Origin of the sequence: Shewanella sp. AS16 (genome assembly GCF_021412365.1) — a bacterium.
Lineage (GTDB): Bacteria > Pseudomonadota > Gammaproteobacteria > Enterobacterales > Shewanellaceae > Shewanella > Shewanella salipaludis.
In genome coordinates this window covers 1-290 of record NZ_JAKCLK010000281.1, presented here as the reverse complement: position 1 = coordinate 290, position 290 = coordinate 1, and the positions used below count along the sequence as shown (strand labels likewise).

The following is a 290-nucleotide window of genomic DNA, read 5'->3' as shown; positions in this document are numbered from 1 at the left end:
GTGGGCAGCCGGGATCAAAGCGCCTGACTTCCTGAAAGATATCGGTGGTCTTGAAACCAACCGTATCAACCAGCTGGTGGTGGAACCGACGCTGCAAACCACTCGCGATCCAGACATATACGCTATTGGCGACTGCGCGTCATGCCCGCGTCCGGAAGGGGGCTTTGTTCCGCCGCGCGCTCAGGCCGCACATCAGATGGCAACCTGTGCAATGAACAACATTCTGGCGCAGATGAACGGTAAGCCGCTGAAAAATTATCAGTATAAAGATCACGGTTCGCTGGTATCGC

1 protein-coding gene is annotated in these 290 nt (G+C 55.5%); it reads left to right on the top strand.

The features are described 5' to 3' along the window. On the top strand, positions 1-290 hold a 290-nt coding region (locus tag LZP73_RS20310), incomplete at both ends, for an NAD(P)/FAD-dependent oxidoreductase (protein WP_234236743.1).